At 32.6% G+C, this 25,431-nt stretch carries 19 protein-coding genes; 5 read left to right on the top strand and 14 right to left on the bottom strand.

Annotation, left to right across the window (positions count from 1 at the left end; translation table 11 throughout):
• Positions 1–59: 59 nt before the first annotated feature.
• Positions 60–5,177, bottom strand: coding sequence for a translocation/assembly module TamB domain-containing protein (locus IEV77_RS03185; RefSeq protein ID WP_229736563.1), 5,118 nt, complete (start codon positions 5,175–5,177; stop codon positions 60–62).
• A 204-nt stretch (positions 5,178–5,381) separates the two neighbouring features.
• On the opposite strand from IEV77_RS03185, the gene IEV77_RS03180 reads away from it, so the two are divergent.
• From IEV77_RS03180 to IEV77_RS03165, 4 genes are all read left to right on the top strand, one after another.
• A complete protein-coding gene (locus IEV77_RS03180) occupies positions 5,382–5,525 on the top strand; it encodes a hypothetical protein (RefSeq protein WP_188461772.1) in 144 nt (47 codons plus the stop codon).
• A gap of 68 nt (positions 5,526–5,593) precedes the next feature.
• Positions 5,594–6,427, top strand: a complete 834-nt coding sequence (locus IEV77_RS03175; protein WP_188461771.1) for a hypothetical protein — start codon at positions 5,594–5,596, stop codon at positions 6,425–6,427.
• A gap of 198 nt (positions 6,428–6,625) precedes the next feature.
• Positions 6,626–7,351, top strand: coding sequence for an ankyrin repeat domain-containing protein (locus IEV77_RS03170; protein ID WP_188461769.1), 726 nt, complete (start codon positions 6,626–6,628; stop codon positions 7,349–7,351).
• A gap of 75 nt (positions 7,352–7,426) precedes the next feature.
• On the top strand, positions 7,427–8,398 hold the full coding sequence (locus tag IEV77_RS03165) for a tetratricopeptide repeat protein (RefSeq protein ID WP_188461767.1): 972 nt from the start codon (positions 7,427–7,429) through the stop codon (positions 8,396–8,398).
• A gap of 74 nt (positions 8,399–8,472) precedes the next feature.
• Here IEV77_RS03165 and IEV77_RS03160 read toward each other — a convergent pair whose 3' ends face one another.
• The 13 genes from IEV77_RS03160 to IEV77_RS03100 form a co-directional block, all read right to left on the bottom strand.
• Positions 8,473–9,693: a M24 family metallopeptidase gene (locus tag IEV77_RS03160; RefSeq protein ID WP_188461765.1), complete on the bottom strand. Its 1,221-nt coding sequence runs from the start codon at positions 9,691–9,693 to the stop codon at positions 8,473–8,475.
• A gap of 100 nt (positions 9,694–9,793) precedes the next feature.
• Positions 9,794–10,795 carry an NAD(P)H-dependent glycerol-3-phosphate dehydrogenase gene (locus tag IEV77_RS03155; protein WP_188461762.1) on the bottom strand — a complete coding sequence of 334 codons (1,002 nt, stop codon included), beginning with the start codon at positions 10,793–10,795 and terminating at the stop codon, positions 9,794–9,796.
• Between the two features lie 92 nt (positions 10,796–10,887).
• The gene (locus IEV77_RS03150; protein ID WP_188461760.1) at positions 10,888–14,118 is read right to left on the bottom strand and encodes an HAD-IB family hydrolase; all 3,231 of its coding nucleotides are present in this window, start codon (positions 14,116–14,118) and stop codon (positions 10,888–10,890) included.
• A gap of 6 nt (positions 14,119–14,124) precedes the next feature.
• Positions 14,125–15,306 carry an alpha/beta fold hydrolase gene (locus IEV77_RS03145; RefSeq protein WP_188461758.1) on the bottom strand — a complete coding sequence of 394 codons (1,182 nt, stop codon included), beginning with the start codon at positions 15,304–15,306 and terminating at the stop codon, positions 14,125–14,127.
• Positions 15,307–15,321: 15 nt separating this feature from the next.
• Positions 15,322–16,251, bottom strand: coding sequence for an alpha/beta hydrolase (locus tag IEV77_RS03140; protein WP_188461756.1), 930 nt, complete (start codon positions 16,249–16,251; stop codon positions 15,322–15,324).
• A gap of 2 nt (positions 16,252–16,253) precedes the next feature.
• On the bottom strand, positions 16,254–18,095 hold the full coding sequence (locus IEV77_RS03135; RefSeq protein WP_188461754.1) for a WS/DGAT/MGAT family O-acyltransferase: 1,842 nt from the start codon (positions 18,093–18,095) through the stop codon (positions 16,254–16,256).
• A 188-nt stretch (positions 18,096–18,283) separates the two neighbouring features.
• A complete protein-coding gene (locus IEV77_RS03130) occupies positions 18,284–19,594 on the bottom strand; it encodes an ABC1 kinase family protein (RefSeq protein WP_188461752.1) in 1,311 nt (436 codons plus the stop codon).
• A 105-nt stretch (positions 19,595–19,699) separates the two neighbouring features.
• Positions 19,700–20,350 carry a TetR family transcriptional regulator C-terminal domain-containing protein gene (locus IEV77_RS03125; protein ID WP_188461750.1) on the bottom strand — a complete coding sequence of 217 codons (651 nt, stop codon included), beginning with the start codon at positions 20,348–20,350 and terminating at the stop codon, positions 19,700–19,702.
• 124 nt (positions 20,351–20,474) lie between these two features.
• Positions 20,475–20,765: a hypothetical protein gene (locus tag IEV77_RS03120; protein ID WP_188461748.1), complete on the bottom strand. Its 291-nt coding sequence runs from the start codon at positions 20,763–20,765 to the stop codon at positions 20,475–20,477.
• A gap of 26 nt (positions 20,766–20,791) precedes the next feature.
• Entirely contained in the window at positions 20,792–21,850 is a 1,059-nt protein-coding gene (locus tag IEV77_RS03115) for a helix-hairpin-helix domain-containing protein (protein WP_188461746.1), read from the bottom strand.
• Positions 21,851–21,957: 107 nt separating this feature from the next.
• Positions 21,958–22,230, bottom strand: coding sequence for a hypothetical protein (locus IEV77_RS03110; protein ID WP_188461745.1), 273 nt, complete (start codon positions 22,228–22,230; stop codon positions 21,958–21,960).
• Positions 22,231–22,396: 166 nt separating this feature from the next.
• The gene (locus tag IEV77_RS03105) at positions 22,397–23,197 is read right to left on the bottom strand and encodes an AfsR/SARP family transcriptional regulator (protein ID WP_188461743.1); all 801 of its coding nucleotides are present in this window, start codon (positions 23,195–23,197) and stop codon (positions 22,397–22,399) included.
• A gap of 7 nt (positions 23,198–23,204) precedes the next feature.
• Complete coding sequence (locus tag IEV77_RS03100; protein ID WP_188461741.1) at positions 23,205–23,744, bottom strand: hypothetical protein; 540 nt, start codon at positions 23,742–23,744, stop codon at positions 23,205–23,207.
• Positions 23,745–23,934: 190 nt separating this feature from the next.
• Here IEV77_RS03100 and glpK point away from each other — a divergent pair, with 190 nt between their 5' ends.
• Positions 23,935–25,428: a glycerol kinase GlpK gene (gene glpK / locus IEV77_RS03095; RefSeq protein WP_188461739.1), complete on the top strand. Its 1,494-nt coding sequence runs from the start codon at positions 23,935–23,937 to the stop codon at positions 25,426–25,428.
• The last annotated feature ends 3 nt before the right edge of the window (positions 25,429–25,431 follow it).

Here is a 25,431-nt window from a genome sequence, read left to right as displayed (position 1 = left end):
TTAATGTGACTTTAATACTATTCAGATTTTTGTTTATTAAAACTAGGCGTTTACAATAATCAATTCTTTTTTTGTTCCATGCTTTTATTTGTAGCAGCTTCTTTTTCCTTCTGTTTTTGTTCAGCTGCTTTTTTTGCCGCTTCCTTTTCCTCTTCTAATTTCTTTTCTTGTTCCGTTTCCTTTTTAAACAACGCTGCCCACAATTCGCTATATTTATTGAATTCTTGAGTAAAAATCAATGCAATACCGCTTACAACAATTTGACCATCGATAACATTTTCAAATTCATTTCTACTAAAACCTTGTAGTCTATATCTACCAGTTTCGGTTAATAAATATTCAACACTTACATTTCCAATAATGGGAGTTTCTTCGCCAGAAGAGCCACTACCTTCAATATCTACTTCGCTACCAACTCGAACAATGACCCGATCGTTAAATAATTTTTTCTGCGCGGCAATATCTAATTGTGTTCGATCTTGTGGCGAGCTTCCTTGGTAATCTGTAAAACTATTTAAACCAAAATCAAGTTCGAACCCTGTTTTTCCTAATAATTTATCTGAAAACATATTTAATTGATCTGCAACCGCATCATTCAAGTTATCTCTAGCAATAGAGGCCACGCCACCTGTACTTCCGTCACTACCGGAATCTGGATAAAATCTATTAAGAACCAAAAGTGAAAACACCTGTCTGTTCAATTCGTCCTCTTGATTATTAATTTGTTGCACTCTACCATATACCTGACCTCCAATGGCACCTTGGTCGTTTTCTGGCATGTCTAGATTAAAGCTTATTTTAGGTTCTAAAAGTTGTCCATCAATATTTAGATACACATAAAAAGGTAATTTTTGTCTAAACTTCCCTTTAATAGCAGGATCGCTCCCTGAATAAACAGGAGCCATTAATGCAGAAGCTGAAGCCTCTACTTCATATATGGCTTTAACATCTAATTTCGCATCAAACGGATCTCCAGACCATGTAATGCGACTGCCTGGTACCAAACTAAATTTTCGATTTACAATATTGTATAAATTCAATTCATAATGTCCACTTAAAACATCGTATACACCAGACAGACTGATGCTTCCGTTTGGTTTCATTGCAAAATTAAAATCTCCTTCCCCGGAAACCTTAAAATTATCGCCAGTTTCTTCATTAATAATAATCGTTACTGAAGCTTCTTTACTAATTTTTAAAAGCGCTTTAACATCCAAACCTATTATGGTTGCTGTTTTTTCTTTACTTCTGGTTAAAATAGCATCTGGATTTTCGCGATTAACAAATACGACTACTCCATCTCGTTCTTCTATATTTACGGTTGAAGAAGGTAAAATATAAGTAATATCAGTATCTGAAGTTACTGAAAGATCCATATCCACTTTTGGAATTTGCAAATCGCCCGTTATTTTAGCCTTCCCATCAAAACTTGCTTTTCCGTAAAGAAAATCGTTGTCGTCTTTTGTGGCGTTCAATACTTGAAAATTATTTGCGGTTACTTGCAAATTAAATGTTGGATTGATAAAAGACTCGGTTCCAACTTCTCCAGACATAACAAAAGTGTTTTGGTTTTCATCTTGAATGGTAAAATTATCCATGGACAATCCTGAATTGTCAATACTTAAAGTCTCATTGTTTAAGCTAAATGCCGCATTAAACATGGCCACTTTAAAATTAGCATCTCTAAAATTTAGTTTCCCTTCATATTTGGGCTCTTTAGTAGTACCATTTAATTTGAAACTCCCGGAAAAACTTCCATCTGTTTCAGTTATTTCACCTTGAGAAAATCCAGTTAAAGCTTTCATGTTGAATTGATTGATCTCTAAATCAAAATCCAAGTTTGCTCCAGCTTGACTCGCTATATAATCTCCATTAAGGTCTAAATCAATTTCGCCACCTTTCATGCTAGCATTAAAATCGTAGCTATTATTTTCTAGAGATTTAGCATCTATAGCCAAAGTCCCTAAGTTCACATCCATGAAACCAAATTCCGAAATATTTAAATCTGCTACAATTCCAGTGTCTTTATAGGGTTCTTCAAATATAAAATTTCCATTTAGGTTTCCTGTAGCTAATTTATTTTCTGGATTTAAATAGCTTAAAAATTCACTTAGCTTAAAACCATTAAAATCTATGGCTATATGGTCTTTGGTTATTTCTGATAACTTATCCGTAATTTCAATGGACTGATTCTCTTTACTAATAAGAAAATCATTAAAAATCATTTTTGTATTTGAAATAAGCACTTCGTTAGATTCTGGAATAGTCCAAAAAGATTTATTAAAAATAAGACCCTCAGGAATTACATGAAAACGCAAATTATTGCTTGATCCACTAATTTTACTTAAAACTTTAATCAATGTTTCATTTTTATAATAGGCAAAGAAGTCGAGAGACAATTCATTATTTTCTTGATTGCCTGTAATAACAGTTTTTGGGATAAGTATAGGATCTGCCTTTATACTATTAAACCCAAGATTAAAGTTAAATTTATCCTGATCAGTATTCATTGCAAAAGCCAAGCTATCCAAAACGATATCGTTATAATTTATATGCGGAACCTGAATATTAGCTTTTAATTTTCTAGCGGATTCTTCAAAATCGACAGCTATATTTATAGTATCAAGATCTTTAACGTTTACCAAAAAGACTTCATTTAAAATTGGCGCTTGACTTATTTTTCCACGTAATTTTAAGTTTACAGGTTTAGCCAAACTACTGTCTGGAACTTCTGTTTCGCGATAAAAGTAGCTTAGCATATGTCTTTTTAAAGAAGCTGTCCACGTTTGTGGATCGGCATTAGACTGTAATACCAAATCAATCATTTTATTATTTAAGGAAACGGATGTTGTGTCCTTTTTAATATGTGCCATGGCTTTCACGCTTCCTAACAAATAGGATTTATTATCGTAAACCACAATGCCATCTTCTACATTGGCAGTCGCATCAAAATCTGTTTGATTGCCTTTAAAATCAACATTCAATTTTAAGCGTGTTTTGATATCGCGTTTCATGAGGCCTAAGGCTTGTAAATCGGCACCAATAATATCGATATTTACATGTGCTTCTGGAGAGATGGAGTCCAAAACAACGTTGGCATCTAGAGTCATGTTTAAGTTATTGTCCTTATAATTTGAGCTTATATTCCCAGCACCGTTTACAATTTCTCCAACAAGTTTTAAATCTGTAACATCGTAATTATTGTATTTAAAACTAGTAACAGAAGCTTCAATTTTTGCATCCAGATTATTTATATTATCACCTTTTCCATTGGCTTTTAAATTGAAATTCAACGCTCCTAATTGTTCGTTTTTTAGAAGTTCGTTCAATTTATAATCGGTTATAGAAAGGTCTGCATCGAATTCTAGAATTTCACCGTTTTTAAATTGTCCTTCAATGGTTGCAAGCCCTTGAGATGTAGTTAATTTTGCAGTAGTAGAAATATCATTTAGATTTCCTTTAAAACTTCCAGCCAATTGGACATCTTCAGGTAAACTCACTCCTAAATCTTCTTCCTTTACAAATAAAACAATATCCGACTTTTTCGTGGTAGCCGAAAATTCTGGAATATTAAATGCCAAGGAATCTGGAATTGTCACGTTATGAATGTTTCCTTTTGCAGAAATTCTAGTGTCTTTCCAAGTAACAATCATTTTTGAAAGATTGATGTCAGACAGATTACCACTTGCTTTTAGATCTCCAGAAATACGATTTTTGCTTAAAGTTTTAAGATATTGGTTGTCTTTTAATTCTGGTTGAATTAAAAATACATCTTTAAGTGATATTTTAAAAGATGGTAAATTTAAAGCAACTTTAGACTGTTTTGGATTTTGAATAAGTTTGGCTAGTGATAGAAAATCCAATTGTAAATTCCCTTGAAGGAAGTTATTATTCAATGCCGTTTTTAAATTAGAAATTTTAAGTTTTTTATCTGTAGCATTAAATGAAAAATGGAGGGATTTTAAATCTATGCCTGAAATGTCTTTAAAAGATGCATTGTCAAGTTGCAATGCGGCTATTTTATCTTTAAGAGTAATATCTTCAGCTTTCAACGTGATATTGGTTAAAACTATGGCATTGGAATTAAAAACCCCTTTTTTACCCTTTTCATTATTTACAAAATAACTGAAATTGTTATTCTCTAAATCAATTTCTCCAATTGCCAACTGCAATTCTGGCCATTCAAAGATTTTAATGTCCTGCTCAATTTTATCTGAAGCTTCGTCAACTTTTTCGGTAATCGCATTGTCTTCCGTTTCTGTTCGAAGCTCTATGGATGAATTTTCAAGACTAAATTCATCGATTTCAAATATATTATTTGCCAAATCTATATTTGGAATGTCTGCATACAAGGTTTTAATATCCACTTTGGTAACCATTCTTTCTGAATCACTTTGATAATAAGCTATAACATTTGTAAGCTTAAAATTATCAACAGTTAGGGTTGGCAAGGTTGTAGTTTCAGAATCTGGAGTTTTAGGAACTATTGTCTGCACGAATTTAATATTGCTATTTGCCAATTCTAGATTGGAAGCTTCAAAAATCATGTTTTCCAGATCTGTTTTATCCATATCTGCTTCAAGTTGACCAATTTTAAAACGACTATCAATTCCTGAAACATCATCTTTAAACACGACATCAAAGTCCTGAAAATTCAAATTTCCTAAAATAATTTTTAAGGGAGCGGCAGAAGTATCTACCTCAACTTTGGTCGTATCTTGCGTTGCAAAAGCGTCGATTATAAACTGAAAATTGAAACCAGAAACACTATCTTTTCTAATAATATTGGCACGAACACCGTCCCAGTCAAGTCCATCAACACCAATACCATTGCCTCTAATTAAAGACCATAATGGCATATTAGCTTCCAGTTTTTTCGAGTAAATAAGAGTGTCTCCTTTAGTATCTTCTAGATAAAGACCATTAAGTTGAATGTCGCCATCAAAAGTGACAAACAGTTTTTCAACTTCGACTTTGGTTTTCGTTTTATCAGATAAAAAAGTGACAGCCTTCGTTACAATAATATCTTGACCCCAAGGACTTCTTATAAAAAGAATGAGCAGAAATAAGAGAAGGAGGACTCCTAAAATAATGCGACCGATTATTTTTAAGAATCTAAACCGTTTCTTTTTTTTTGGAGCTGGTTTTTGTATGTCCTTATGTTCGTTTTCTTCCAAGCAGTTTTTTATGAGTTACAAATTTATTATATTAATAACTGTGAATGAACTTTAAAACATTTATTAATATCTTGAATGCTTAAAATGTTAGCTTGAAATTTAATTAAATTTCTACTTTTTATTATCATTTTTTAAATAACTGATAAAAATAATTATTGTTGAGCTGTAAAATGTTCTATTTTTAAATTTTTAATTCTAAGAAACATGCCAAAGCCAAAAGGACAAAAAAACACCAAAAACAAAGCCAAACACACCAAACTCCTCAACAGAAAAATTAATAAGCAGAAAGCAGAAAAGGATTTACGAAAAGAAAGACTTAAAGCGATTATTAAAAAGGCGAAGGAATAAACCTTGAGATATAAACAAAATTAAAAACGCCCTACAACATTAATTAATCTCATTTAAAACAACCCCAAATGCAAAAAATAATTCTAATCTTATTACTAGTCTCAAGTTCACTTGTCTTTTCTCAAAATAAGGAAACTGAAAAAATATTGAATGAAGGAAAATTACTTTTTCGATTAGAAAAAGGGTCTTGGTACGGGACTGACGATATGTTAGAGAGATTTACAACCAAGAAAGATTCTGTTGGAGGTTACCTATCATACGAAACAACTGAAAATAAAATAAACACCATTTTTTTCAGTCGTTTTAACTCTAACAAAATTTTGGTACGATATGAATTTGATAGTTTTCCAAAACCTATACCAATAAAAATCGATACCTTAAATCATAATGCAACTAATTTAGAAAAAAATCTGATTTCTATTAGACAAGATGCAACTGATAGAGCATTTTCGAATGAGGACGAGTTTTTTAGTTTTTATGAAAATACTGCTTTGAATTTCATTCCTGTAATTACTAACAAAGAAAGTAATGTATTTGTTTTAACTGGTCCACAAACTTCAGGTGTTGTTTTAATTGGCAATGATTACAAATTGAGTTACAACAAAAAAAATGAATTCATTAAGAAAGAGAAAATTCATAACTCCATGTTACAATTTTCTTATACTTCAGACAACAAGGAAAACCCTACAGTATCGACCATGCATTCTCATATTTTGACCGATTATATTTCATCTACTGATATTTGTACGCTTTTACTTTATAAAAATTATGTTGAATGGAAGCAGCATATTGTAATTAGTAAAAATGACGTATCCATATTCGATTTAGAAAACGAGTCACTATTTATAATGAAAAAAAAGGTTTGGGAGAAAATTTATAAAAACGAGAAAGATAAAAAATAACTGTGTCACACAATGCATGGCGAACCAAAATGAGAATATTATTTTTTTTAATTATTCCATACTCAAATTTTAAAAAAATAAAGAGACTAGTAATGATTTAGAAACAATTGATTAGAATTATATATGTGATTAGACATTTAATTTAATGCTAACCCAATTAACACTTAGTACCTATAAACAACTCTTAAATCAATCAAAATGAAAAAAGCCCTAATTATTTTATTTATTGGATTTACATCAATTAGTTATTCGCAAAAATTATATAAAGCTGTCGAAAAGGGTGATATCGAAAAAGTGAAATCACTCATAGATAATGGAGAAAATGTTAATGAATATAGTAAAAATGGACTATTTCCATTATGGAGGTCCACAGCTGATGATAATTTTGATATTTCAGAATTATTAATTAAAAATGGTGCAAATGTAAACCAAGTAAATAAGGTCAGTCCTGGAAACTCTACTTCTATTGAATTTCCTTGTCAAGAAGGGTATTTGGAAATAGTGAAACTTTTAGTGGAGAATGGAGCTGATGTCAATTTTAAAGGATATCGTGATTTTACTCCTATTAGAGTAGCCGCAAGAAATGGTCACCTTGAAATAGTAGAATTTCTAACCCAAAATGGTGCAGAAATTGATGTAAAAGCAATGGATGGAGCTACAACTCTAGAACATGCCGCCTCTAAAGGTCATTATGAAATAGTAGAATATCTTATAGAAAATGGTGCTAATATCAACAATAAAGACAACGATGGAGATTTCTCTTTGGGAGAAGCGGCCAAAATGGGATATTTAGATATTATACAGCTTCTAATTGACAACGGAGCAGATGTGGATTTAAAAAATAAAGAAAAGAAAAATGCATATGATTTAGCCAAAGAAAGAGGTCAAAAAAAAGCTGTCGATTTAATTAAAAAATATATGTAATGAGATGGAAAACCATACCATCTTAGAGTAAAAACATATTGTCTTTACTAAGAACCACAAACCAATAAAATAGCTATGAAAAAAATAATCCTACTAACTATTTTCACTTGTATTTATTCATTAGGTATTTCTCAAGATATCGAGGAATCCAGCAAAGAAACACTCTTAAAAGAATTAGCAGAAAGTGGTTGTAATTGTATAGATTCTATTCAAATCTACAATAAGCCTAAAACAGATATAGCTCTTGAAATCCATAAATGTATCGACGACGTTACAGGATCCTATCAATTGGGTTCAAAATTAATGGATATAGAAGAGCTGAAAGAAGATGTAGAGGTAATAGATGGGAAAAAAGAAATAAACATTTCGCTTAATGTCAATGAGGATTCAGAAGAGTACAAACAATTCTATTATGAATTAGAAAGATATATGATGGATCTTTGCGCATCATTAAAAGAAAAAATGTCAACTGACGAAAAACAAAATGCTAAATCTATATCGGAGAATGACATAGCTGGTGCCTTTTATGACAGAGGTATTACAGCAGCAAAGAATGGTTTTTATGAAGAAGCCGTTAAAAATTTTCAGAAAGCAGTAAATGAAGATCCTGAATTTTCATTTGCCTGGGATAATTTAGGTGTAAACTATAGAAGGTTAAACAAATTTGATGAAGCAATAGATGCCTATGAGAAATCATTAAAAATAGATCCAAACGGACTAATGCCTTTACAGAATATTGCTGTAGCTTATCAGTATAAAAAAGAATATAAAAAAGCTATTAAGGCATATAAAAAATTATCTCAAATTGACAAAAACAACCCTGAAGTTTTCTACGGATTTGGCACTGTTTATGCGATAAATTTACAAGATTACGAGAAAGGTTTGGAAAATATGTGCATTGCATATAATTTATATATTGAACAAAAATCGCCTTATAGAGCTGATGCTGAAAAAATAATTAATTACATTTTTTCAGAAATGAAAAAGCTTGGTCAAGAAGATAAATTCAATCAGATTCTAAAAGATAATAATATTTCTCAAAATTAAAAAGCAAAAAAAACAGCAGCAAAATCTAATTTACCACTGTTTAATTCATCTAATTATTGATTTTTATAATTCTCTTAAGAGACTGCAATTCCAAAGGGGTTATCAATACTCTCCATTGGCGTTGTAAACCATTTTGGACCATTTGCTGTCATATAAAAATGATCTTCATGGCGAATTCCAAATTGTCCCGGGATACAAATCATAGGCTCATTACTAATAACCATTCCTTCAAGAATGCGTGTTTGATTCCCTCTAACCAAATATGGATATTCGTGAATATCCAACCCTGTACCGTGACCTACACGATGTGGTAGACCTGGAATTTCGTAATCGCCACTTAATCCTGCTTCAGCAAGAACCTTTCTTGCGGCATCATCTACAGATCCACAAGTGGCATTTATTTGTGCCGCATCGAAAGCCGCCTTTTGAGTGGCTTTTTCTAAATTCCATATTTTTCTATGAGCTTCTGTGGGTGTTCCGTAAACGTATGTTCTAGTAATGTCCGATAAATAGCCTTCTAAACGACAACCAGTGTCAATTAAAACAATATCGTTTTCTATTAAATTTTGAGGTTTAGTAACGCCATGTGGATATTGAGAATCATCCCCAAAAAGAACAATACAAAAGTAAGACCCAGATCCAACCCCAGCTTTTATATGAGCCTGATGAATAAAATCAACTACAGTGTCTACTTCTATCCCCGGATGCAAAATACGCGCAACAGCTCTTTGAACAACCATGGTTATTTCTTTAGCTTGTTGAATGATAGCAATTTCATTTGCCGACTTTTGCATACGACAACCAGCTGTTAACAGTTGGGCATTAATAAAGTTATAAGATGTATTTGCTTTGGTAATTCCATCAATTGCAAAATAAGCAGTCGATTCATCTAAGGCGATGGTACCAGTTGTTATTTTTTTATTTTTTAAAACAGTCCCCAATAATTCATAAGGACTTTCATGCTCTTCCCAGCAATTCAAATGACCTTCAATTTGCATGAATTTTTTAAACGTGCCATCTTCAAATTTTGGGACGATATATTCGATGCTTTCATCTTCAAAAAGTAGCGCTCCAACCATTCTTTCCGAAGGGTTCCATTTTGTTCCTGTAAAATAATACAAGTTTGTACCTGCGTTTAAATAAATCGCTTTACAATTTTGCTCTTTCATTAAAACAACCGCTTTTTTAATGCGTAATTGATATTCTGCCTTAGTTATGGGCTGAACATCTTTTGTCATGTTTTGAATCTTATCTAGTTCAATACTTGCGGTAGAACCGCCTACTCCAATTGTCATTTGTTTTTTTGTTTGTTGTGTAGTTTATAATATTTTTATTCAATGAAATAAAATTGCAATTATGGGGAAACTTAGAACTTCCAATGTGAAAAATTAAAATCTATCCTGGTTCTTTTTCGGAACCACTTTCCATTTTAATTAAACCTCTAAAAGCATCATAAACCGTATTACCTTCGTAAAGCACTTTATATACCTCCCTAGAAATTGGCATATCAACCTTATAATCGTTTGCTAATTCCATAACCACTTTTGCCGTTTTAACTCCTTCAGCAACCTCATCCATTTCTTCAATAATCTGTTCTAAATTTTTCCCTTGTCCTATTTGAAAACCCACATGATGATTTCTACTTTTAGAACTCGAACAGGTTGCTACTAAATCTCCCATTCCTGCGAGTCCAGAAAACGTTCGACGTCTTCCTCCCATAGCTGTTCCTAATCTAGTCAATTCTGATAAACCTCTAGTTATCAAAGCCGCTCTCGTGTTATCTCCAGCATTTGCGCCATCTCCCATTCCAGTGGCAATTGCCATAATATTTTTTAAAGCGCCACCAAGCTCACATCCAATAACATCATTATTAGTATATACCCTAAATAATCCAGTACTAAATACTTTTTGCAATTGTTTAGCAATAGTTTTATCTACCATAGCTATAACCGCTGCTGCAGCCTGACCAGCATGTATTTCTTTAGCTAAATTTGGACCTGTTAATACTCCAGCTGGATGGCCTGGAAGTTCTTGTTCTATAATTTGGGTCATTCGCATTTTGGTGTCCAACTCAAGTCCTTTAGATAAACTTACAATTGGCACCCAAGGCCTAATATGAGGTTTTGCTGCACGCAACACTTCCCTGAAATTTTGGGAAGGAATTCCCACAACTATAACGTCTGCATTCTTGACTGTTTCTTCAATAGAACTCGATGCTTTTAAATTCTTATTTAACTTGGCCCCAGGAAGATATTTTTTATTTGTATGTTCTTCATTTATTTCTTGAACAGTTTTTTCATTTCTTGCCCATAAAATAGAATCATTGTTTTTTGCAGTTAAGGACGCAACAGTCGTTCCCCAAGATCCAGCACCTAAAATTCCAACGTTAAGTTTCATGTGTTTGATTTTATTGTTTTCAATAGTCACATGTCACATTCATATAATCAGTTTTTTGAATTTCAAAATTTGGTTATGAATGTTTCATAGGATTAATTTTCTAATTCATTTAAATATAAGTTCCGAACCTCTTCAATATGTTTGTTGATGTTTTTTAATTTCCAAAGCGATGTATCTACAGGATCTAAAACTACAACCTCAATGTGGGTTGGCTTAAACATACTTGATCCTTTAGGCATGGCCAGATATGCATTTTTGATTACAATTGGAATTATTGGAACTCCAGCTTGCATGGCTAAATGAAAAGCGCCTTTTTTAAAGGTTCCTAGAGTTTTACTTCCACTTCTTGTACCTTCTGGGGCTATGGCTACCGAAATTCCATTTTTTAGAGCTTCGACTGCTGGTTGCATGGCTTCAATAGCTTTTTCTTTATTGGCACGATCTACATAAATAGCGCCTAAAGCTGTAAAAATTGGACCTATAGGTGTTCTTTCCAATTCTTTTTTAGCAATTCCAGTAAAATCGTGACGAATTAATTTCATTATAATAAAGAAATCCGCGGCACTTTGGTGGTTAAAACAAAAAACTGCTGGTCTCATTTCTTCTAAATTATGCTTTCCTTTTATAGCAATTTCTAAACCTGCCATTTTAGAACCTAAATCTCCAATACTTGAAAAGGTTGTATTTGCAGCCTCTTGTCTAGACAACGTCATTGCTCCTCTAATTATGCCTTTTAATGCAGAAGGATAAATACTAGCGGCTGCCAACGCCGTTCTAAAACCATTAACTACAGGCTTTCCAACAGGTTCTTCAAATCTTAAAATTGGCCAATTATTTTCGAATGCTATTTGAGATAATTTCTGATCTGGATTTACAGCTACTGGTTTTCCAACAATTTTTAAGAGTGGATAATCCTCGATGCTGTCTGTATAAAAGTAACTTTTTGATAAGTCTGTATGATTCTTTTTAGCAAACTTACGTGCTGCTCTGGCTTTACCTTCTCCCCAACACATTTCGGAAACGCGACCTGTAAATTTACCGTTACGCAATTCCATTTCGGTAGCATATATATCTTTTATCCCTAATGCTTTTGCGATAGGTTCAATTTGATATGTGGTAGCTGCTGAAATTATGACCACTTTATGCCCTTTTGCTAAGTGATTTTTAATTAACTCACGAGATTCTGGATAAATGGTTTCTTCGAGATAATCGGTAAAAACTTGATCTCCTAATTCGGAAAATGCCGATTCTGATATTCCTTTTACACCAAGTGCTGCTATTTTGGTTAGCACTTCAAAATCTCTATTCCCTGATGCAAATATTAAAGCGGTAGCAAATTGCGTTAGATACTCTTTTGTTGTTGTTTTTCCACTGAAAAGGCGCGTTGTCATGAATTTTTTTGCAGAGAAATCGTTGATTAACGTTCTATCCATGTCAAAAAATGCCGTAATATGTGGCCCTTCTTCTATAACTTCCTCTTCATGAATTTCATCCGTACCAGAATCTGGAACAACACCTTCTTCAATAGGTTGGGATTTCATCCCTTTTTTATCTTGAATCGCTTCTATTTGTTTTAAATAAAATAAGCGTTCAGATAAGTCGTCTAATTGATTTTTCCAGGTTTCTAATCCATCGTAATCCAAAATTCTTTCTACAGGAATTAGATTCGCGTTTTTAGCAAACCGAAGTGCATTAATTAAAAATGGTTTCGAGACGCTATCTAAACGATTTATCTTAGACTGCCAATGCAATTCTTTACCTTTAAACATGGCCAAATCAATGAATTCGGCATCTGTAAACTCATCATCCGTATCCCAACTATTTAGTGTGTGGCAAACTATTTTATCAGCTTCCAAATAGGATAATAGAATAGCTCTTGAAACAAATAAATCTTGTTTTTTCAATAAGGCAGAAATATCTCCTTTTGGATCTGCTAAAATAGTTCTCCAGTTTTTGTCAAATCGGAATAATTCTGTTTCAATTTCACTACTAAATTTAGGTTTATTCGTATAGAAAAATTCAAACTTAAATAAGTTCCGGAGCCTCATTATTTCTTCCCAGAAATTGGTAATTCTATTTTTGGAATGATCATCCTTAATTTTCACCAATGCCATTTCTATAAAAGCTTGATGATATAAATGACCTGACGCCATATTAGCATAATAAGTAGCTGGTAAATACTCGGTAGAAACCAAACTGTATTGGGCACGTTGGCCTGCTCTACTTTTTTGAACTATTCTGGCTCCCTTTAATAAATTTAAAGCAGTTTGTATGGTAACACCTATCTTTTTACCACGATCAATAAGAACATCTTCTTGTTTTTGATCAATGTAGGTCATTAACTTATTGACCTTAAATTCTATTTCTTTTTTGGTTAAAGCAAAATCGTTTAACAAAGTATGACATACCAATGAAACAGTTGTCACTGGTGTTATGGCATTAGCTTTATGTATGAGTTCGAAAGCAAAACGAGGCAGTGTATGCTTATCGGTATAACTATCTTCTTCCATATCTGGAATGATAGCTTGTTGATCTGCATCTAACTCAACTGGATCTCCAAAACGAATAGCCACACGCCCATAATCGCTGCCTAGTTTTTTAATATAACTAACAGCTTCTTTTACACCTTCTGATTTTTTAGCTTGTCCTTTACCCTCTTCTGTCATTTCTTTGACATCAGGAATTAAATCGTAAACAATAGAAACAGGAACGTATTTTATAGATCTTGCACTCTGTAATTCGCCTTCTTTAATATATTTTAAAATCCCCATTTGAGGATAAATTATTTTTCCAGTTCTAGAACGCGTGCCTTCAATATTCCATGTTAAATGATCTCCTTTATCAATGATTGTAGAAATATAATGACGTAGAGCTGCTTTATAAATTAAATCGTCTTTAAAGCTGCGACGAATAAAAATTAAGCCTGCATTATTTCCTAATTGTTTTAAACCGGGAAAGGCCAAATTACTACCTCCAAAAGAATACGGAATTGGCATACCATAGCGAGCCAATGTTGAAATCAAAACTAAGGTATCTAAATATGTTTTATGAGTCATGATAAACGCTACAGAGTTTTTCTGCATGAGTTTCATGAGCTTTTTTATACCTTTTGGATCAACATCAATTTTATCATTATACGCTCTAGACAGAATATAATCGAAACCTTTTACAGAGACTAATTTTGCCATAGGATGTTGTTGTGCATACAACTCCTTAATACAATTTGCACCTTGTTTTTTCACATCGGCGAGATCCATATCTTGCTCGATTGCAATTTGTTTTAAAGCTTGCTGAAATTTATGATGGTCAATAATATGATCCATAGTTTATTATTTTATGACTTGTACAATTGGCTTTTTTATTTTGAAAGCCTTTCGGGCTTTATTCCAAAAATTAGGATACAAATAGCGTTCAATATTTGATCCAACATCTCTTATTTTTTTGCCTTGTATATTAGCACTTAGCATATTGGCTGTAACCAATAAGACACTCGCATTGGCTCCCATTCCGGAATGACTACCAAATACTTCTATATTTTTTATATCCTTTCTAAAAGTTTCAGCTTCCATACAATGTTTCCAAGGTACTAAGCCATCTGTTTTTGTGTAAATGCAGGTTACAGGAACTTTTGGAATAGGTTCTAATTCTGCTAAAAAGCGTTCATTGCGTTCCTTTAAAGATTTTCCCCTAAAGAATTCAAGCAACCCATAAACAGGTGTTTTCATATCCATAACGCCCCAAATTGGAGACCCAATAGTTAAAATTTGCTCGACTTGATTTGGATGTCTATTCGCCATTATTTTAGCAAATATGCCTCCACCACTCCAGCCAACAATACTTACTTTCTCGTTGTGCTTTTGATAAATATCGTGTAGCTTCTCTTCTAATCTTGGGATATAGTGTGCTTTTACCATATTGAATCCTAATTCCCATTTATAAGTTGTAAATCCTAGAGATTGTAGATATTTTCTAACAAATGATGTCGAAAAATCATCTCCTAAATATGGGGGAATTAATAAAACTGGTTTTCCTTCTCCCTTAATACGTTTTGGAATAAACGGATAAATACAATAAATTGAAGACCATTCTAACAAGGATCTTGTTTCCATAACCATATTAAATAATGGTGGTAGTGGGATTTTTTTGTTGATAAGAGTGATTTCTTTTTTGAATCGCTCAACAATAGAATTTGTGTATTTATATTCCTCCTGATTTTCATCATTAGAAATGGTTGACGCTATATGCTCTAAAATAATTTCTAAGGTTATATAATTACGATTGGAACCTAATTCTTCACAGACTAATATGGTTTTATCTAAGAGTTGCTCAATACTTTCATGTTCATCTTCTTTAATGGCATTAATGAGTACTTTAATCTCGTTTTCAAATGGGTGTTCTTTAATTTGCTGAAGCAGCAATTTTTTTGCTTCTTTTAACGATAGGCCATTTAAAACACCTAAAGCAACTGCTAAACGCGTGAAAATTCGATATAAAATTTGGGTCTCTTCCATTATTGATTTTTAAACTTATGTGCGTTCATTTAACCAACCTATAATCTCTTGCTTAACAGATTCAGAATTGATTTCGTTTAACATTTCGTGTCTTCCACCTTCATATAAATTAAAGGTAAAATCACTTATTCCTTGCTTTTCATATTGTTTTGCAACGCGTCTAACACCTTTACCCATTTCGCCAACCGGATCTTTATCTCCAGAGAACATGAGAATTGGTAAATCTTGTGGAGTGGCTGCAAATGCTTCAGGTTTATTTAACTTTTTAGAGTTTTTAATAATATCTAAAAAAACCCCAAGTGAAAAATCTTCAATTCGGTAAGGGTCTTCAGCATAAAGATCCACTTGCTTTTCATCGCTACTAATCCAGTCGAATTTTGTTCTATTTGGTTTAAATTTTTTATTGAATTCACCAAAAAAGAAAGATTTCAAAAATTCATTTCCTCTTGCTCTTCCACGAAAAGCTGTGACTGTTGTTGCAGTAACTAAACCAATATTTCCTAAACCTTTTATAAAACTTGCTGTTCCAGATAAGATTAAAGCATCTAATTCTTCTCCGTATTTAGTCACATATTTTCTACTAAAAAGGGATCCCATGCTATGTCCAAATAAGATAAATTTAGACTTTGGGTGTTCAGACTTCATTAGCGCAGATAGCATATGCATGTCTTCTACGCAATCATCAAAATATTCGTTACCATCATAATACCCAAATAAATGTTTTATTTCGGCAGTTTTACCATGGGCACGATGATCGTTGGCATAAACCGAATAACCTTCTTCCTGAAAAAGATGTGCCATACTATCATACCTACCAGCATGCTCTCCAAGTCCATGTGCTATTTGAACTAAGCCCTTAAAAGGTTTCTCTGGGTTAGCTTCCCATTTATAATAACAAATGGATTCGCCATCTGTAGATTTTAAAATATGTGTGTTATAATGCATTATTATCGTTCTAAAAATGCCGTAAGTAAATTCATAAATTTTGTTTTACTTGCCGCACTTCCTGTTATTTTAATTCGTCCTTGTATTTTTAATTCTTCTAAAATCAACTTGCCTTTGTACAAGGCAAAAAGGTTTTCGTCTTCTATTTCAACTAACAATTTTGGATCTAAGTTTTTCAATTTCTTAACTGTTGCAACACTTTTGGTAAGATCTATTTCCCAGCCATTTGTAGTATCTCCCAAACCTACTTGCATTTGATATACGCCTTTATATGCTTTCACATCTTTAGGATTATCTTTTAAATACTTTTTTAAAGCTGTAAAAAATGGCGTGCTTTTACTTTTAACTTTTTTGACTTCTTTACTTGATGTTTTACTTTTTCCTAAATTTTTAATTAGGTCTTCTAATTCATTTGCAGATTCTCTAATATATCTTGAAAACACATCGGCATCTGGCATTGTTTTGGCATCTGAAGTTGTAGTAATGCTTACCTGACCATTGTAACTAAAAGCAGCGATTATTAGTCCAAAACCATCTACAACAGGTGTTAAACCAAATATAGAAACCACCTTATGACCGTTTAAATACAAAAGTCCTCTTGGTCCAGGCACATTGGTTATGGTGACGTTAAAAGGTGGTCTGTGTAAATCTTTAATATTGTATTTACTATATAAACCAGCCGCTAAATTTGCTAAACCAAAAGGCACAACATCTGCCATTTTAGCCAAAGTTTTTGCACCTAAAGTATTGTGTCTCGACTTCCCTAGCATGGTTTGCTCTTGGATATATTCTAGACGCTCTAATGGGTCTTCGATATGTGTTGCTAACTGAATCATCATATTAGCAATTTGATTATTCATATCCGAACTATTTTCATTTCGAATTGAAATGGGCACATTAGCCACTAGAGGATGTAATGGCAATTTTTCTCTTTCTATCAAATAACGACGAATAGCTCCTGCACAAATTACAAGAATCATGTCGTTAATACTTCCACCCATAACCTTCCGAAGAGAGTTAATTCGATCGAAGGATAAAATAGCTGTTCCCCAAGTTCTTTTTGCAGAAATTGATCCGTTAAAAATGGTAATTGGGACAGGGAATTTTGTTGAACTAAACTCCTTTTGAATACTCAATTTGCTAGCCGCTTTACTTTTTATAAAACTATAAACTGTTTCGGTTACTGTCTTCGGAATTTTAAACGGATTTTTTAAAAAACCATACCCGCTTTTCAACAATAAGCTAAGCTCATCTGGTAAGGGTTCTGGATTGAATGGCTTTGGTTTGGTACGTTTTTTCTTCTTTCCATCTGCATCACTATCATACAAAACGCCAAGAAGACCAACTCCAGAGCTACCATCGATCATAACATGATGTACTTTAGTAACGATTGCTACAGAGCCTTTTGGTACTTGTGCAATTTCGTCTATACCTTCAATAAAATGAACAGACCATAAAGGTCTTCTTAAATCTAAAGGAGAGCTAAATAATGAGGATGTTAAATCTCTTAGAGTCTTCCAATTTGAAGGATCTGGTAATTTCATGCGATTTAAATGTAAGTCTAAATCAAAATTAGGGTCGTCTACCCAATAAGGATAATCCAGATTCATTGGCACACTTAGTAAGCGTTGTCTGAATTTTGGAATTAAATGAAGTTTGGATGCTACTATTTCTTTAAAGTCTTCATATTTTAAAGAACCTTCTACAATGTTCAAAGTAGCAACATGCATTGGGCTTGTTGGTGATTCTGCATATAAAAATGCAGCGTCATAGCCTGAAATCTGTTGGATTGAAGCATCGAATGCATCTTGAACTATGTCCTTTAAATCTATTTTCTTTGCCATTAATTAGTTGTGTTAAGCTATTCTACTAAAACTAGGTGTCCATCTTCTTTATTTTGAAAAATTAATCATTTTATTCAAAACACTCATCATAAATAACATGCCTTTTGCAAGATACACTATTTTTATAGATACTATGCACGCATAGCATCTACGGATTGATTGAAAATAATTTAGATTTAAATTGCTTTTTAAAAGGAATTATAATTTTCTATCTTGATATTTTTGGCTTGTAAGTCGAACATTAAATTGAATAAACCGAAAAATGTTCTATTCATATAGATAAAGTGACGAGAACCTCTATTTGCATTCATGTTACTTGTTCTGGTGCTTTTAAAATAACGCTCGCCAATTGCTGCAATTTTCTCAAAATAATTTGGATCTGAAAAATCAAACGTTTCTTCACGAAAAGGCTGCGTAAAAAAGCTTAAAACATCATGAAACATATGGGTGAAAAATTCTATTTCTTCCTTAGTATCATCTTTCCTTAAGATTTCTAATTCTAATAATTTATTATGAAACAATTCCGAATTATCTAAAACGTCTTTATTGAACAATTCAAAATAAGGTTCATAAAAATCTACGGGAATGGTTTTCATACATCCAAAATCTAAAGCGATTAATTGTCCTTCTTCAGATACTAAAAAATTTCCCGGATGCGGATCTGCATGTACTTTTTTAAGCACACGAATTTGATACATATAAAAATCCCATAAAGCTTGTCCTAAGTCATTTGCTAGCTTTTGATTTGTATTTATTTTTGAGAATTCAGATAGATGAATGCCATCCATCCAATCCATAGTAATAATTTGTTTTGAGCTTAAATCTTTATAATATATTGGGAATTTCAAATTAGGAATATGTGAACACGCAGCAACAACCTCTTGGCTTTGTTCAATTTCGAGTAAGTAATTAGTTTCTTCTAGCAACTTACCTTCAACCTCTTTAAAATACACATCAGAATGTTCGCCTTTAATATTAAACATTTTCATTGCAATGGGTTTAACCATTGCCAAATCTGATAATATACTATCTGCAACTCCTGGATATTGAATTTTTACAGCCAGCTGTTTTCCGTCTAAACTTGCACGATGTACTTGCCCAATACTCGCGGCATTTCTAGCTTCGGAATCAAACGTATCAAATATTTCATTTGGGAATTTTCCAAAAGACTTTTTAAAGGTCTTAATTACCAAAGGAGCTGATAAAGGTGGTACAGAAAATTGGGACAACGAAAATTTTTCAACATAAGCTTGAGGCAAAATGTTTTTTTCCATGCTTAGCATTTGTGCTAATTTTAAAGCAGAACCTTTTAAATCTTTTAAGCTGTCATAAATATCTGTGGCGTTGGATTCGTCTAATCTACCTTTGGCATCTGCTTCAGAATTTACCATTTTATCTCCATAATATTTCAGATAATTCACTCCCACTTTTGCTCCCGTTTGCACGAGTTTAGAAGCACGTTGGATTTTAGAAATTGGTATGTTTTTTAGTGTTTTCATTTTATGTTCGTCTTTCGACTATCGCTCAAGATAAACTTAAGCTTGTATGTTTCGTTTTAGAGCTACAAGGTTTTTAATCCCGAAAATTTAAGGCTTGCAGCGCTACTATTTTACTTTCTCTTTATATAAGAACTTTGCTAGATCAATAATATTATGCAATGTTTTGGTTTCTAGTAATTCGAAACTAGTGTTTAGAGATTTTTCAATAAAAATATCTGTTTTTTCGAAAGCTTCAGAGGTATCATCCAACCAGAATTTCATTGTAAATAAAAATTGTACCCAAGCAGATTCTTTAATGGTTTTCTTCTGAAGTGTTTCAATACTATCAATATTCAAATTGAATGTTTCTAAATCTAATTCCTCAATATAAGCAGAAAAACTGCGCTTTAATTTTGAAAAAACTGAAAGTGCTTTGAGCTGATTTTCAAAACCTTTTAAAGAAACTTCAACATATTCTCGATTTAGAGAAAGGTTTTCAAAAAAGGTATAATACAAACTCAGTAATTTGTCTTTTTTACTGAAACTATGATATTCCGGACTTTGCATTAAAACAACTAACGAATTTTCAAAAAGCACATTATAGATGGTTTTTTCTAAATCTTTAAACGAGGTAAAATGCTCATAGAATATAACATCATCAAATTGGTGAAGTAAGGAAAAGTCTTCAACCGATTCTGGCTTACTTTGATGTTCAACCACGTAATCCATATAAAATGTTATAATGTCTGAAACTGATATTTTCTTTTTCTTTGCCACAACCAAAATATTTGTCCTAAAAATACAAAACGTTTTGGCTAAAACTAATATCTCTAAAACAAAAAAAACCAAGCTACAAAGTAACTTGGTTTAACTAACCAACTATAATAATCAAAACTTTAAACTATGCTATAAGCTTAGTAAACCTTTTTTTACTTAGTAATACATGTTTTTTCATTCCTGTTAAGGCATCAAAAACAATGTCTTGTTGTGTTGCAGCTAATTTTAAACCATCATTTAATGCTTTATTAGCAACAGTTTGCCACTGCTCTGCAACAATTATTCCTTCAGTAACAACCTCTTCAGTTGTATTAAGAGCGAAACCATTTGCAGATTTTAATGTGCTTTTTGTTTTATCTAGTGCTTTAAATACCATTTTCTTTGGCGCATCTAGCATTGATTTTTTTGTGTCCATAATAAATTAATATTTAATGTTATTAATTAAGCAGTTCTATATCTCTCTACCCATTTAACCAATCCTTCAGAACCATCTTTAACAGCAACCTCAGCTTGTTTTTTCCAATCTTTAGCTTCTGTAGCTCCAAACGTAATTCCTTCTTTTGTTAGAATTGCCTCAATCTGTTCTACTTCCATTTTTGCTAAATCTGTATAGGTATTGATTCCGTTATTATTAAATGTAATTTCGGTTTTTGGTCCTACTCCGTAAATTAACTTTAAATCGTCTTTTGCAGATGTCTTAATGGTTTCTTTTACTTCTGCTTTTACGGTTTTTACTTTTTCCGCACCTTTTGCTTCAATGTTTGCAACTTTTTTAGTTACTTCTTTTTTAGCTTGAGTTTTGGTAACTACTTTATTTGCTACTTTAGTTTCAACTTTTGCTTTTGCTTTAGTTTTCTTTGCCGCAGTAGTAGCTTTTACCACTTTTACTTTAGTTGCCCCTTTAGCTTTGATTGCTTCAGTTGTTTTCTTAGGATCTGTTTTAGCCGCTTTTTTAGTTGCTTTTTTTGCATCCTTTTTAAGCTCTTTTTTAGCGTCCTCAAGTTTATGTTCTGCTTTATTAACGATTTTTGAAGCTTGTTTTAAAACATCTCCTTTCAACTCATTAAATTTAGCTTTTCCCATAGATTTAAAATCTTCAGTAGTCTTTTCTGCCTTCTGAACCATTGGGTTTTTAGATGCTTTTTCAGTAATACCTTCTACAATACCAACTATTTTTTTACTTACAGGATTATTAATAGCCATTTTTTTAGCTTTTTCAACTAATGCAGCATCGTAACCAACTAAATCTTTCATTCTATCCGTTCCAGTTGCAAACTGACCTTTTACAGATTCAGCTGTATCAAAAACCATATTGATTTGTTGCTCTCTTACTTTTTCAGACTTCTTAATTAATTTAGAAGCTAATTTTTGCCATTTCTCACCATTTTCTACAGTTGTACTAAGCGCAGCCATTGATGCATTAATTAAACTTGTATTCACTTTTTTTGCAACACTTGGTTTATCACCTTTCTTAGTTGCTTTTTTTGTTGTAGTTGCCATAATATATTGTTGTTATGTATTATTATTGTTTTAATTCTGGTACAAACATACAATCAGCGAGTTACAAATGAGTTGCACCTGAGGACGCGTACCTTAATTTTGGAAAATTATTTAAATTTTGGAAGAAACTTTACAACCTTCCCTTTTACTGTTTCTAAGGTATTGAAAACGAAATCTTGATTTTTAGCTGAAGCTTTTAAACCTTTCTTCATTACAGTACTAGAAAATCCTAAACCTTTTTCGGTTAAATCAATTGATTTTAGCGCTACTTTTTCAGTAGTATTTAAAGCTAAATTGTTTGCTTTAGTAGCTAATCCTAAAACTGTTTTTGCAGTAGTATCGATAAGCGTTGTTTGCGTTTTTTTAGTTTTAGTTGCCATAATATGATATAGTTTAAATGTCTTGTTTATTAATTATGGTGCAAACATACTATCAGGCAGTTACAAATGAGTTACAAATGGAATTGAAGTTGAAGTTGAAGTTGAAGTTGAAGTTGAAGTTGAAGTTGAAAATGAAAACTGAGACTGAGACTGAGACTGAATACTATTAAATATTCTCTATCTCTTGAAGCAGGTTTTTAGTAGCAGGAAGCGGATCGATACCATATTCTTTATCTAAAACATCTGCACATTTTTGATATGCCTTTATGGCTTGTGGTCTATTACCTTTAATAATATAGGCTTGCATTTGCAAACGATAGGCATCTTCCCATGTTTTATCTATGGCAATGGCACATTGTGCTAAACGGATGCTTTCTAAAGGATTTTCGTTCAGCAACATTTCTGCAAGAATAACATAAGCACCCAAAATAAAAACTTGAATTTTTTCGCGTTCTTCAGAAGACCAATCTTCAAAAATGCGATTTGGCAAATACACGCCTTGATATAAAGCAATTGCAGCTTTATAGGCTTGTTTAGAAATAACCTGATCTTCACCTAAAGCTTCATTCCCTATAATAATATATTGTTCTAAGGCTTCGACATCTATCCAGATTTTCTCCAAGTCTAATTGATAACTTACACCTTGTCTAATTACAAAACTAGGTTCGGTTCTTGAAGGTCTTTCTGGTTCTAGCACTTTATTAACACCATGCATGGCAACTTTAAAATCACGATCGTCACCTTCTTCCCAAAGATGATCCATAATTTTTTCTTTATGAAGTGCATGACGCTGCCTATTAGATATTAAATACTGTAATAATTGTATGGATTTATCTCTTCCCCATTGTTTAGAATCCACCTTTTCATTGTCGCGCCACAAATTAAACTGTCCCAAGGTTTGAATACGAATGCTCGCTTCTTCCTGAAACCGTTTTAATTCTTGTAGTTTGTTTTTAAGATGGCTCATTTAGGGCTTACTTCTTTTTAGTAGTGCGAGTTGTTTTAGTAGTTTTAACAGGTTTAGCCATAGCATCTACTTTAGCATTTAGTTTTTTTATTTCATCAGCCAAAGTACTGATGGACTCTTTAATGGTATTAAAATCGGACCTCGAGGCATTTCGCCATTGATCGATGTGTACTTTATCTTTTAAATCTTCTCCAAAATAACTTATTTGATCTTGTAAGTTAGCGACTTGCTTTCTAGGATCTTTAATGGTATCCATAAGTACTTTGGGTCCTTCTTTCGCCATAGTTTTCCATAAAGAAAAACTCTTTTTTAATAGCGAATCCTGTAATTCTGGCGATTTATCCTTCGTGGCTTCCATGGTTAAATCTCCCAATTTTTCTTGAATAAAAACGACTGCATCTTTGAAATCTGAAAAACTTTTATCCTCTCCTCCTTGCACATGAGATACTTTTCCACGCCATTGCACTTTAGATTCTCCATCTTCTTCAAAAATAATCTGGTTAAACCGAACCATAAAGGATGCCGTTTGATCTGCTTTTTTAGCCATAATCTTAAAATTTAAATCTCAGACAAATTACAAATCTTTTTGAAATTAAGCATTCATATAGCCTAACAATACTCATGACGGATTTAAAAATAGTTTCCTTTGAAAGTTTAATATTTAAAGAATATTTTCAGTTCTTTATGTTCTAGTCTTTTAAACCACCATAGAATTAGATCTTTTCAAAAGCACATCTATGAATAAAAAATATATAATCGCTTTCGATCAAGGTACCACCAGTACTAGAACTATCATCTTTGATACTCAAGGTAATATCCAAGGAATTTCTCAAAAAGAACTCACACAACACTATCCAGAAGCGGGTTGGGTAGAACATGACCCAAACCAAATTTATCAGGATCAAAAAGAAACCTTTGAAACTGTTTTAAAAGAGACTGGAATCCATTCAAAAGATATTGCTACCATAGGTATTACTAATCAAAGAGAAACTACGGTGGTTTGGGATAAGGAAACTGGCATACCTATTTATAATGCTATTGTTTGGTTAGATAATAGAACAAAAGATATTTGTAAGACTTTAAAAAATGATGGCTTAGGAACTTATGTTCGAGAGCATACTGGATTGGTCATTGACGCCTATTTTTCGGGAACCAAATTAAAATGGATTTTAGATCATGTGAAAGGTGCGCGGGAAAAAGCAGATGCTGGAAAACTTCTGTTTGGAACCATCGATAGTTGGTTAATTTATAAGTTTACAAACGGTAAGCATCATTATACAGATCATACCAATGCCTCGCGAACCATGTTGTATAACATCAAAGATTTAAAATGGGACGATACTTTATTATCCGCTTTAGACATTCCAAAATCGATGTTACCAGAAGTAAAAACATCTTCCTCTAGTTTTGGTCATGTACAATATAAAAACATAGATATTCCTATTTGTGGTGTAGCAGGAGACCAACAAGCAGCATTGTTTGGGCAAGGTGGTTCTGCAGAAGGGATTGCAAAAAACACCTACGGAACAGGTTGTTTCATACTTTTAAACAATGGAAAAGATTTTGTATCATCAAAAAACGGTTTAATTACAACTTTAGCTTGTAGCTTACCAGATCAACCAAAAAATTATATTTTAGAAGGCAGTATTTTTATTGGTGGTGCATCCATCCAGTGGTTACGTGATAAAATGCAATTAATTAACCAAGTAAAAGAAACCGAACACATTTGCAATAGCATTCCCCCTTTAAAAGATTTATATGTGGTTCCTGCTTTTGCTGGATTAGGAGCACCTTATTGGGATGCTAACGCTAAAGGTACCATCTATGGAATTACACTAGATATTGGTAAAAACGAAATCATAAAAGCAACTCTAGAATCGTTAGCTTATCAAACAAAAGATGTTATAAATGCCATGGAAGAAGATAGCGGGAAACCTCTAACGTGGTTAAAGGTCGATGGTGGAGCAAGTGCTAATAATTACCTAATGCAATTTCAATCCGATCTTTTAAATGTTCCTGTAGATAGACCAAAAATGATAGAAATTACAGCTTTAGGAGCTGCCATGCTTGCTGGTTTAAAAGCTGGTATTTGGACAAAACAAGATATAGAAACTATTCGTGAAGTGGATCGAATATTTTCACCTAAAATGGATTCAAAAACTAGAACACAAAAATATACAGGTTGGTTGGATGCTATAAAAAGAACCAGAACAATAAATGATGCCCAATAAAAT

This window comes from Xanthomarina arctica (assembly GCF_014638915.1).
Classification (GTDB): Bacteria; Bacteroidota; Bacteroidia; order Flavobacteriales; family Flavobacteriaceae; genus Xanthomarina; species Xanthomarina arctica.
Note: the sequence above shows the minus strand (reverse complement) of the source record. Positions and strands in the feature narration are given on the sequence as shown.

What these genes read in the sequence shown, in the direction of transcription:
- IEV77_RS03180 (WP_188461772.1), top strand. Translation starts at nt 5,382, where the DNA reads ATGCCAAAGCCAAAAGGACAAAAAAACACCAAAAACAAAGCCAAACAC.
- IEV77_RS03175 (WP_188461771.1), top strand. Translation starts at nt 5,594, where the DNA reads ATGCAAAAAATAATTCTAATCTTATTACTAGTCTCAAGTTCACTTGTC.
- IEV77_RS03170 (WP_188461769.1), top strand. Translation starts at nt 6,626, where the DNA reads ATGAAAAAAGCCCTAATTATTTTATTTATTGGATTTACATCAATTAGT.
- IEV77_RS03165 (WP_188461767.1), top strand. Translation starts at nt 7,427, where the DNA reads ATGAAAAAAATAATCCTACTAACTATTTTCACTTGTATTTATTCATTA.
- IEV77_RS03160 (WP_188461765.1), bottom strand. Translation starts at nt 9,693, where the DNA reads ATGACAATTGGAGTAGGCGGTTCTACCGCAAGTATTGAACTAGATAAG.
- IEV77_RS03155 (WP_188461762.1), bottom strand. Translation starts at nt 10,795, where the DNA reads ATGAAACTTAACGTTGGAATTTTAGGTGCTGGATCTTGGGGAACGACT.
- IEV77_RS03150 (WP_188461760.1), bottom strand. Translation starts at nt 14,118, where the DNA reads ATGGATCATATTATTGACCATCATAAATTTCAGCAAGCTTTAAAACAA.
- IEV77_RS03145 (WP_188461758.1), bottom strand. Translation starts at nt 15,306, where the DNA reads ATGGAAGAGACCCAAATTTTATATCGAATTTTCACGCGTTTAGCAGTT.
- IEV77_RS03140 (WP_188461756.1), bottom strand. Translation starts at nt 16,251, where the DNA reads ATGCATTATAACACACATATTTTAAAATCTACAGATGGCGAATCCATT.
- IEV77_RS03135 (WP_188461754.1), bottom strand. Translation starts at nt 18,095, where the DNA reads ATGGCAAAGAAAATAGATTTAAAGGACATAGTTCAAGATGCATTCGAT.
- IEV77_RS03130 (WP_188461752.1), bottom strand. Translation starts at nt 19,594, where the DNA reads ATGAAAACACTAAAAAACATACCAATTTCTAAAATCCAACGTGCTTCT.
- IEV77_RS03120 (WP_188461748.1), bottom strand. Translation starts at nt 20,765, where the DNA reads ATGGACACAAAAAAATCAATGCTAGATGCGCCAAAGAAAATGGTATTT.
- IEV77_RS03115 (WP_188461746.1), bottom strand. Translation starts at nt 21,850, where the DNA reads ATGGCAACTACAACAAAAAAAGCAACTAAGAAAGGTGATAAACCAAGT.
- IEV77_RS03110 (WP_188461745.1), bottom strand. Translation starts at nt 22,230, where the DNA reads ATGGCAACTAAAACTAAAAAAACGCAAACAACGCTTATCGATACTACT.
- IEV77_RS03105 (WP_188461743.1), bottom strand. Translation starts at nt 23,197, where the DNA reads ATGAGCCATCTTAAAAACAAACTACAAGAATTAAAACGGTTTCAGGAA.
- IEV77_RS03100 (WP_188461741.1), bottom strand. Translation starts at nt 23,744, where the DNA reads ATGGCTAAAAAAGCAGATCAAACGGCATCCTTTATGGTTCGGTTTAAC.
- glpK (WP_188461739.1), top strand. Translation starts at nt 23,935, where the DNA reads ATGAATAAAAAATATATAATCGCTTTCGATCAAGGTACCACCAGTACT.